This is a genomic window from Streptomyces sp. SID1328 (genome assembly GCF_009865595.1).
Taxonomy (GTDB): Bacteria; Actinomycetota; Actinomycetes; order Streptomycetales; family Streptomycetaceae; genus Streptomyces; species Streptomyces griseoluteus.
On the sequence record NZ_WWKH01000273.1, the window covers coordinates 1 to 7,670 of the forward strand.

The window sequence follows — 7,670 nt, forward strand, 5'->3', positions numbered from 1 at the left end:
GGCGAGCGCGCGGGCGATGGCGACGCGCTGCTGCTGGCCGCCGGAGATCTCCCAGACCCGGCGCGCCTCGGTGCCCTCCAGCCCGACCCGCGCCAGCAACTCGGCCCGTCGCTCAGGCCATTGGGCGCGCTCGACGCCCGCGTACCGGAGGGCCAGGTCGAGGTTCCCGCGCACGGTGCGCCACGGGAAGAGCCTCGGCGTCTGGAACACCACGCCCGCCGTGTCGCCGGGGCGGGGATCGGTGCCGGAGACCTGCACGGTGCCCTCGCTGGGCCGCTCGAACCCGGCGATCAGGCGCAGCAGGGTGCTCTTGCCGCAGCCGGAGGCGCCGACGAGGACGAGGAACTCCCCGGTGGGCACGGTGAGATCGACCGGGCCGACGGCGGTCACGGCACCGTACCGGTGGGTGACGTGGTCGAGCCGGACGGCACCGCCCTCGGCTCCCCCTGTCTCAGCCTTCGCTTCCGCCAGCTCACTTGAGGACATCGGGCAGCCCCTTGAGGTAGAACGCCTTCTCGGCCGAGGCCGCGGAGGGCGCCGCGTCGATCTGCTTCTGGCCGGCCAGGAAGCGGCCGGTGTCGCCGACATAGGTCAGCAGCTTGCCGGGCTTGCCGTCGGTGCCCAGCCACTCGGCCGAGGTCACCTGCTCCGGGGTGAGGAACACGCCCTGCGCGAGCTGGGCCCGGGCGGCGGCGGCGCTGATGTTCAGCTCGGCCGCGACCGCCTTCACCGCGCCCTCGTGGTCGGACCTCAGCAGCCGCAGCGCCTCCGCCTCGGCCTTGCGCCACGCGTCGATCGCCTTCGGGTCGCGGGCGATCAGCTCGTCCGAGACGACGGCGAGGTCCAGGGTCGGCTTGCCCGCACCGGCCACCTGCTTGCTGCTGATGAGCTGCCTCCCCGTCTTGCGCAGCTCGTCCAGCGTGGGCAGCCAGACGTACGCGGCGTCGATGTCGCCCCGCTGCCAGGCGGCGAGGATCGCCTGCGGCTGGAGGTCGATCAGCTTGACGTCGGACGGCTTCAGCCCGGCCTTGTCCAGCGCGGCCAGCAGGCTGTAGTGCGAGGTCGACGCGAACGGCGTGGCGACCGTACGCCCCTTCAGCCCGGCCACGTCCGAGACCCCGGTACTCTTCCGCGCCACCAGCGCCTCGTTCTCCCCCGCCACGTCGAGAATCCAGGCGACCTTGTACGGGATAGGTGACGGCCCGGATATCCCGCGCGCGAACGGGCTGGACCCGAGCGCGGCGATGTCGAGGGACTTGCCGAGGAAAGCCTGGTTGACACTGGCCCCGGAGTCGAACTTGATCCAGGTGATGGTGTGGTCCGGCAGCGCCTTCTCCAGCAGCTTTCTGTTCTTGACGATCAAGTCGCCGCTGGGAAAGGCGAAGTAGCCGATGCGCAGCCGTTTCCCGGAGCCGGAGGCCGAGGCGGAGCCGTCCGTGGAGCAACCGGTGACCGCAGCGGTGGCGGCGACGGCGAGCGCACCCGCGAGCAGCCGGCGGCGGGACGGGCGGTGCGGGGCGTGAGACATGGAAGTGCCGTTTCTTCTAGCGGGAGTCGGTGTGCTTCTCAGGTGCGGCCGCGCCAGGGCACGACGGCCCTCTCCAGGCGCAGCAGCAGGCCGTCGATGATCAGGCCGGAGATGCCGATGGCGATGATGCCGACGAGCACGACGGGGGTGTTGTTGTAGTTGGCGGCGTCCTTGACCATGCCGCCGATGCCGGGCAGCCCGTTGACCAACTCCGCTGCCACCAGGGAGGAGTAGGCGACGCCGACGGCCAGCCGGACGCCGGTCAGCGTCTCCGGCAGGGCGGAGGGGATCACCACGTCCCGTACGACGTCCCAGCGCGAGGCGCCGAGCGCGCGGGCGGCTTCGGTGAGCGCCTTGGGCACCGCGGCCACGGCCGTGGTGGTGGAGACGGCGACCGGCGGGAACGCGGCCACGGCCAGCAGGGTGATCTTCGGTTCCTCGTTGATGCCGAGCCAGATGATCAGCAGGGAGAAGTACGCCAGCGGGGGCAGTGTGCGCAGGAAGGTGATCCACGGCTCGAACAGTGAGCGCACCCAGCCGACGGTGCCCATCAGGAGCCCGAACACCACTCCGGCGGCGATGCCGAGACCGGCGCCGAACGCGATGCGGCGCAGGCTGATGCCCAAGTGCTCGACGAGGTACGTGCCGTTGTAGCCCCGGACCCCGTCGTGCGTGGTGGACACGTCGATGAAGGCCCGCCACACCTTGGCCGGCGGCGGCACCAGCGTCTCGCTCCAAGTGCCGCTCACCGCGAGGAGTTGCCACAGGAACAGGAACAGGACGAGCGAACCGAGCGGAAGTGCGCTACACCTCAAAGCACTTGTGGATCGGGCGGGGCGGGGTGCGACGGCGGCCGGGAGCGGGTCGGCCTTCTCCGGGCGCAGGGAAAGGGACACGGGCGGCCTCCATGGGGGCCTCGTAACAGCGGCGTCGTGAATGAGCGGGTACGGCGAAGTGCCGCCTGCACAGCGGGAGATGCCGGTCCGGCGAGAGACAACTCGTCTGGAACCGCACCGGGTTACCTCACCGGGCGGAGCGGACCGTCAGGAATGCGCGCGGACAGCGGGGGTCAGCGACAACACGCGGCCGGGCGTCGGCACAGGTCGATGACCAGGCGTCGCACCAGCGGCATGGGATTCATGGGGCCCTTTTCTACCTCAGCCGGGGCTCACCACCAAGGGGTGTCCAGAAAGTGGACCACAGGGTGAGAAGGCGGCACCGAGAGAAACGTTCTGCCTGGACAGGGCTGCCTGGACGGGGCGCCGAAGCACTCGGTGACCCGAGCGGCGTTCACTCGTTTGCCGTAGCACCGGGCCGACCCGGACCGCTCGCTCCGGCTGGCAGTGGTGCGCGGGGCGCTCGCCCGGTGCCTGCGGTCAACGCGTGGGACTTCGCCGGGCAGGACCTCCCGGACGGCGGGGGTCACGCCGTATGGACCTGAGCGCGGGACGACACCTGGCAGGGGCCGGGCGACATCACCGTCTCCCTGCGCAAGGCGGGCAGGAACGCGCAGGTGGTGAGGCAGGTGCGGGCGACAGCCGCGTGCAGCGGGTCCGGCCGGCACGTGGTGGCCCGGACGCACCGGAAGTCCCCGCGCGGGCACTGGTGCGTCCTGGCTGCGGGCAGCCGCGCCGTCACCTCGCTCAGCCTCGCCGGTGACGTGCGCGCCACCCGCAGCGGGCACACCCTGGCGGTACGGGCACCCACGGACGCCTCCGCGAAGGTCCGGGCCGGGCCGGCCTCGGGCGAGAGGCTGCCGGAGGTCGGTTCCGCGCCGTCCGGGGGTACCCGGCCCTGGCGGCGACCCGCTGCCCGACCCCTGGAGATCGACCATGGTCCACGTCCGACGTTCCTTCACCGTCCCCCGCCCCCTGCCCGCCGTGAACGCCTACCTGGCCGACTTCGCGAACGCCGTGGACTGGGACCCCGGCACCCAGCAGTGCGACCGGACGAACGGCACGGGCACTCCCGCCGAGGGCGCCACCTGGCACAACGTCTCCGAATTCCGAGGCCGCAGCACCGAACTCGAGTACCGCCTCGACCACCGCTCCGAAGACCGTCTCACCTTCACCGGCACCAACAAGACCGCCACCTCCACCGACGACATCACCCTCCGCCCCACCTCCGACGGCACCGAGATCACCTACGACGCCACCATCCGGTTCCACGGCCTGGCCCGCCTGGCCGACCCCTTCCTCCGAGGTGAGTTCGAACGCCTCGGCGACGAGATCACCCACACCATGCCGAAGGCCATCGAGTCGGCGGTGCCGCTGAGCTGAGGGCAACGCCAAAGGGCCCCCTCCGAACGGCTTCTGACGACCGGTCGGAGGGGGCCCGCGTGGACTGTGTCACGAGCCGCTGTAGTCGAGGTCGTCGCTGCGACGCTCTGCGGCCGTCACCGGCTCCGTCTGCTCCCATGTGTGCGCGATCGGCCCCGACACGGACCGCCACCAGGCGTCGGACGGCACCCGCCCGCCCGGCTCGAAGGGCTCGCCGGGGCGGGGAGAGGCCACGACCTGGCCCACGGCCTCGCCCGCCTCCTTCGTCCACTCCCCCGGTTCCGCCCAGGCGTGCATCGCCAGGTTGAAGGTGCCCCAGTGGATGGGGAGGAGGGTGCCGTGGGGGGTGCCGGACTGGAGGTCGAGGTGGGCGCGGACGCCTTCCTCGGGGGTCATGTGGATGTCGGGCCAGTAGGGGCTGTAGGCGCCGATCTGGATCATCGTGACGTCGAACGGGCCGTGGGCCGCGCCGATGTCCTTGAAGCCGTCGAAGTAGCCGGTGTCACCGCTGTGGTAGACGCGGTGCCGCTCGCCCGCGACGACCCAGGAGGCCCAGAGGGTGTGCTGGGTGTTGCGCAGGCCGCGGCCGCAGAAGTGGCGGGCCGGGGTCGCGGTCAGCGTCACCCCGCCGACCTCGGTCGATTCGTGCCAGTCCAGCTCGCGCAGCCGGTCCGGGGACACCCCCCAGTGTTCGAGGTGCGCGCCCACGCCCAGCGGGACGGCGAACAGGGTGTCCGTGCCGGCCAGTGCCTTGATGGTGGGCAGGTCCAGGTGGTCGTAGTGGTCGTGGGAGATGACCACCACGTCGACCGGCCCGAGCGCGGTCAGCGGCAGCGGGACGGGGTGCAGCCGCTTGGGCCCGGCGAAGGGGAACGGAGAACAGCGCTCACCCCAGACCGGGTCGAACAGCACCCGGCACCCGTCGATCTCCACCAGCGCGCTGGAGTGGCCCAGCCATGTCACCCGCAGGCCGCTGACCGGCGGCTTGGCCAGGTCGGCCACCGCGGTCGGGTGCACCGGGATCGTGCCCTGCGGTGCGCGGAGGGGGCGCGTGTCCTTGTCGAGGAACGCCTTGGCCAGCTCCAGCGTGGACCCGGAGGGCCGGGTACGGGCCGTGCCGCCGGGGTTCTGGAAGACGCCGTCCTTGAAGTGCGGGGAGCGCAGGATGCGGGCCAGGCGCTCACCGCTCGGTTCCGCGCCGAAGGCTTCGGGCTGTAGCGCGCGGAGCCCGGAGCTCAGGGAACGCAGACCGGACACGGTACCTCCAGGTGGAGTCGCTCAAGGGCTCCATGGTCGACGGCGGCTGCGGCGGCCCGGAGCCGCCGCGGGCCGGTCGTCCCGGCCACAAGTCCCAACGCTCACGCGGCCCTCACTGTTCCCGAACAGTGTTCCGGACCCGCCGCCCCCACGGCGCGGGGGCGGCAGCCCGCACACCTCACGCCACCGAAGCGATCCGCATCCTGATGTCGCTCGGCGACAGCGCGCCCTTCGCCACCACGTGGTCCCCGGAGGACTCGCCGCGCAGCCGGCGCCCGATCCACGGCACCAGATGCGTACGTGCCCAGTGCACGTCGTCGCGCCGGATCTCCAGCGTGCCCCGCGGCGGCAGCACCGGCCACTCCTGCTCGGGGTCGGCCGGGATCTCCAGCCCCAGCGCCTGGCCCGCGCGCAGCGCGACGCGGGTGTGGCCCTCGGGCGAGAGATGCAGCCGGTCACCGTCCCACGCCCGGCGGTCCTGCACGGACTTCAGGGACCACAGGTCGAGCACGGGGCAGTTGTACCGGTCGGCGATGGCCCGTACATGACCGTTGTACGTGGCGATCTTGCCGCGCAGATGCCTGAGCAGCGGGACGCCGCGGGTGTCGAAGCCGGTCGCCACCAGCACGGTGCCGGCGCCCGCGGCGAGCTGGGCCACGGCACGCTCGAAGCGCTCGGCCGTCTCGTCCGGGTCGGTGCCGGGGCGGATGATGTCGTTGCCCCCGGCGCAGATGGAGACGAGGTCCGGGGCGAGCGCCGCCGCCCTGGGCACCTGGTCCGCCGCGATCTGGTCGAGCAGTTTCCCCCGCACGGCGAGATTGGTGTAGCTGAAGTCGCCTTCGGGCCGCCGGTCGGCGAGGAGTACCGCGAGCCGGTCGGCCCAGCCGACGAACGCCCCGTCGGGGCCGGGGTCGCCGACGCCTTCGGTGAAGCTGTCCCCCACCGCCACGTACGACCCGATCACTGTCCTGTTGTCGTTCTCCATATCGTCTGCCACGTCGGACCATGATTCACCTTGGGATGTGACCTACGCGACCGTAAGCAAGGGTTGACGGACGGTGAGATAAGCCACGCCTAAAGAATTTGCCAATCGCGGAATAGCGCTTTCGGCCGCCCTGTTGAACGGGCGATCACAGGGGCGGAGCGGGGAAAATCCGATGTCGTATCGTCGGCGGTGCGCCCGTCGACGAGCCGCGTGGCGGGGCGGAGCCTTCAAGGAGCACCCGTGACGCAGCAGGTCCCGTCGACCGAGCCCGAGCTGTCCGCCGTCCGCAACTTCCGCGACGTGGGCGGCCTCCCGACGGTGGACGGGCGCCGGGTGCGGCACGGGGTGCTGTTCCGCAGCGGGCACCTCGCGCACGCGACCGAGGAGGACGCGGCCTACCTCTCCTCGCTCGGCCTGCACACGGTCTTCGACTTCCGCAACTCCGCCGACCAGCGCCTCGAGGGCCCCGACGTCGAGCTGCCCGGCGTGCGGAACGTGAACCTGCCGCTGAGCGACCCGGCCGACGGCGCCGAGTTCTGGCGGATGGTCCGCGACGGCGACCTGGACCAGTTGCGGGACATCCTGGCCGACGGCAAGGCCGCGGGCCGCATGATCGACTCGTACCGGAGGATCGTCACCGAGCGCACCGCCGAGCACTCCCGCGTGCTGCACGCGCTGGCCGAGGACAGCGTGCCCGCGCTGATGCACTGCGCGGCCGGCAAGGACCGCGCGGGCATCTCGGTGGCGGTGACGCTGCTCGCGGTGGGCGTGGAGCGGGACGCGATCACCGCCGACTACCTGGAGTCCAACGCCAAGCACCGCCGCTACAAGGTCCGGCGCAACGGCGACCAGGCCAGCGCGTACACGCCCGAGGTGATGGAGCTGCTCAGCCCCCTCTTCGACGCCCGCGCGGAGTACCTGGCGGCGGCCTTCGACAGCATCGAGGACACCTGGGGCGGCGTGGACGCGTACCTGGCGCGGGGGCTGAGGCTCTCGGACCCGGCGCGGGAGCGGCTGCGCGAGCGCCTGGTGGACTGACCTCAGCCCTTGGCGCCCAGCGAGAACAGCAGGAAGAGGAAGGCGGCCAGGACATGGCCGAGGGCGACGTACACGACGAGCCGGACCCACAGGGAGCGCGGCAGCTTGTCTTCCATGTCACTCATGACAGGTCTCCGGTCGGATGGCCCAGGCACAGGGTGGCCGTGGGGCTCTGGAGCAGGGTGTGGACGAACAGCAGCTCGACGCCGTCGTGGTCGTCGGCGTTGAGGCGGTGCGGGGTCAGCGAGTCGAAGTGGGCGCTGTCACCGGGCGCGAGCAGGTGCGCGCTGTCCCCGAGGCGCAGCCGCAGCCGGCCGCTGAGGACGTACAGCCACTCCTCGCCGGGGTGGACGCGCACGATGTCGCCCTCGGCGCGGTACGGCACCCGGACCCGCAGGGCCTGCATGCCGCGGCCGGGGGCGCCGGCCTGGAAGTAGGTCCAGCCGGCGGCGCGGGTGGGTTCCATGTCTGCGGCGCGCACGATGGCGTCCCGGTCGGCGGCCGTCTCACCGAGTAGGTCGGAGACCGTCGTACCGTAGATACGGGCGAGGGCCAGGAGCATCGGCAGCGAGGGCTGGCGTTG

General features: G+C 71.9%; 10 protein-coding genes. 2 read left to right on the plus strand and 8 right to left on the minus strand.

The annotated features are described in order from the left end of the window. The 4 genes from GT030_RS08200 to GT030_RS08215 form a co-directional block, all read right to left on the minus strand. The coding region (locus GT030_RS08200; RefSeq protein WP_161200513.1) for an ATP-binding cassette domain-containing protein at nt 1-486 on the minus strand (486 nt) is incomplete at its 3' end. Then, nucleotides 473-1,528: an ABC transporter substrate-binding protein gene (locus tag GT030_RS08205; protein WP_161200514.1), complete on the minus strand. Its 1,056-nt coding sequence runs from the start codon at nt 1,526-1,528 to the stop codon at nt 473-475. The genes GT030_RS08200 and GT030_RS08205, both read right to left, overlap by 14 nt. A gap of 38 nt (nt 1,529-1,566) precedes the next feature. Next, nucleotides 1,567-2,343: an ABC transporter permease gene (locus tag GT030_RS08210; protein WP_161200520.1), complete on the minus strand. Its 777-nt coding sequence runs from the start codon at nt 2,341-2,343 to the stop codon at nt 1,567-1,569. Nucleotides 2,344-2,950: 607 nt separating this feature from the next. Then, the gene (locus tag GT030_RS08215) at nt 2,951-3,235 is read right to left on the minus strand and encodes a hypothetical protein (RefSeq protein WP_161200515.1); all 285 of its coding nucleotides are present in this window, start codon (nt 3,233-3,235) and stop codon (nt 2,951-2,953) included. 125 nt (nt 3,236-3,360) lie between these two features. Here GT030_RS08215 and GT030_RS08220 point away from each other — a divergent pair, with 125 nt between their 5' ends. Continuing rightward, nucleotides 3,361-3,807 carry an SRPBCC family protein gene (locus GT030_RS08220; protein ID WP_161200516.1) on the plus strand — a complete coding sequence of 149 codons (447 nt, stop codon included), beginning with the start codon at nt 3,361-3,363 and terminating at the stop codon, nt 3,805-3,807. Nucleotides 3,808-3,876: 69 nt separating this feature from the next. Here GT030_RS08220 and GT030_RS08225 read toward each other — a convergent pair whose 3' ends face one another. Beyond that, nucleotides 3,877-5,064, minus strand: coding sequence for an MBL fold metallo-hydrolase (locus GT030_RS08225; protein WP_161200517.1), 1,188 nt, complete (start codon nt 5,062-5,064; stop codon nt 3,877-3,879). A 178-nt stretch (nt 5,065-5,242) separates the two neighbouring features. After that, nucleotides 5,243-6,028, minus strand: a complete 786-nt coding sequence (locus tag GT030_RS08230) for an SGNH/GDSL hydrolase family protein (protein WP_161200521.1) — start codon at nt 6,026-6,028, stop codon at nt 5,243-5,245. A gap of 261 nt (nt 6,029-6,289) precedes the next feature. Here GT030_RS08230 and GT030_RS08235 point away from each other — a divergent pair, with 261 nt between their 5' ends. Then, nucleotides 6,290-7,087, plus strand: a complete 798-nt coding sequence (locus GT030_RS08235) for a tyrosine-protein phosphatase (protein WP_161200518.1) — start codon at nt 6,290-6,292, stop codon at nt 7,085-7,087. A 2-nt stretch (nt 7,088-7,089) separates the two neighbouring features. Here GT030_RS08235 and GT030_RS08240 read toward each other — a convergent pair whose 3' ends face one another. Further along, on the minus strand, nt 7,090-7,212 hold the full coding sequence (locus tag GT030_RS08240) for a DUF6126 family protein (protein WP_135793918.1): 123 nt from the start codon (nt 7,210-7,212) through the stop codon (nt 7,090-7,092). Further along, nucleotides 7,209-7,670: cupin domain-containing protein (locus GT030_RS08245; RefSeq protein ID WP_161200519.1), on the minus strand; the 462-nt coding region annotated here is incomplete at its 5' end. The genes GT030_RS08240 and GT030_RS08245, both read right to left, overlap by 4 nt.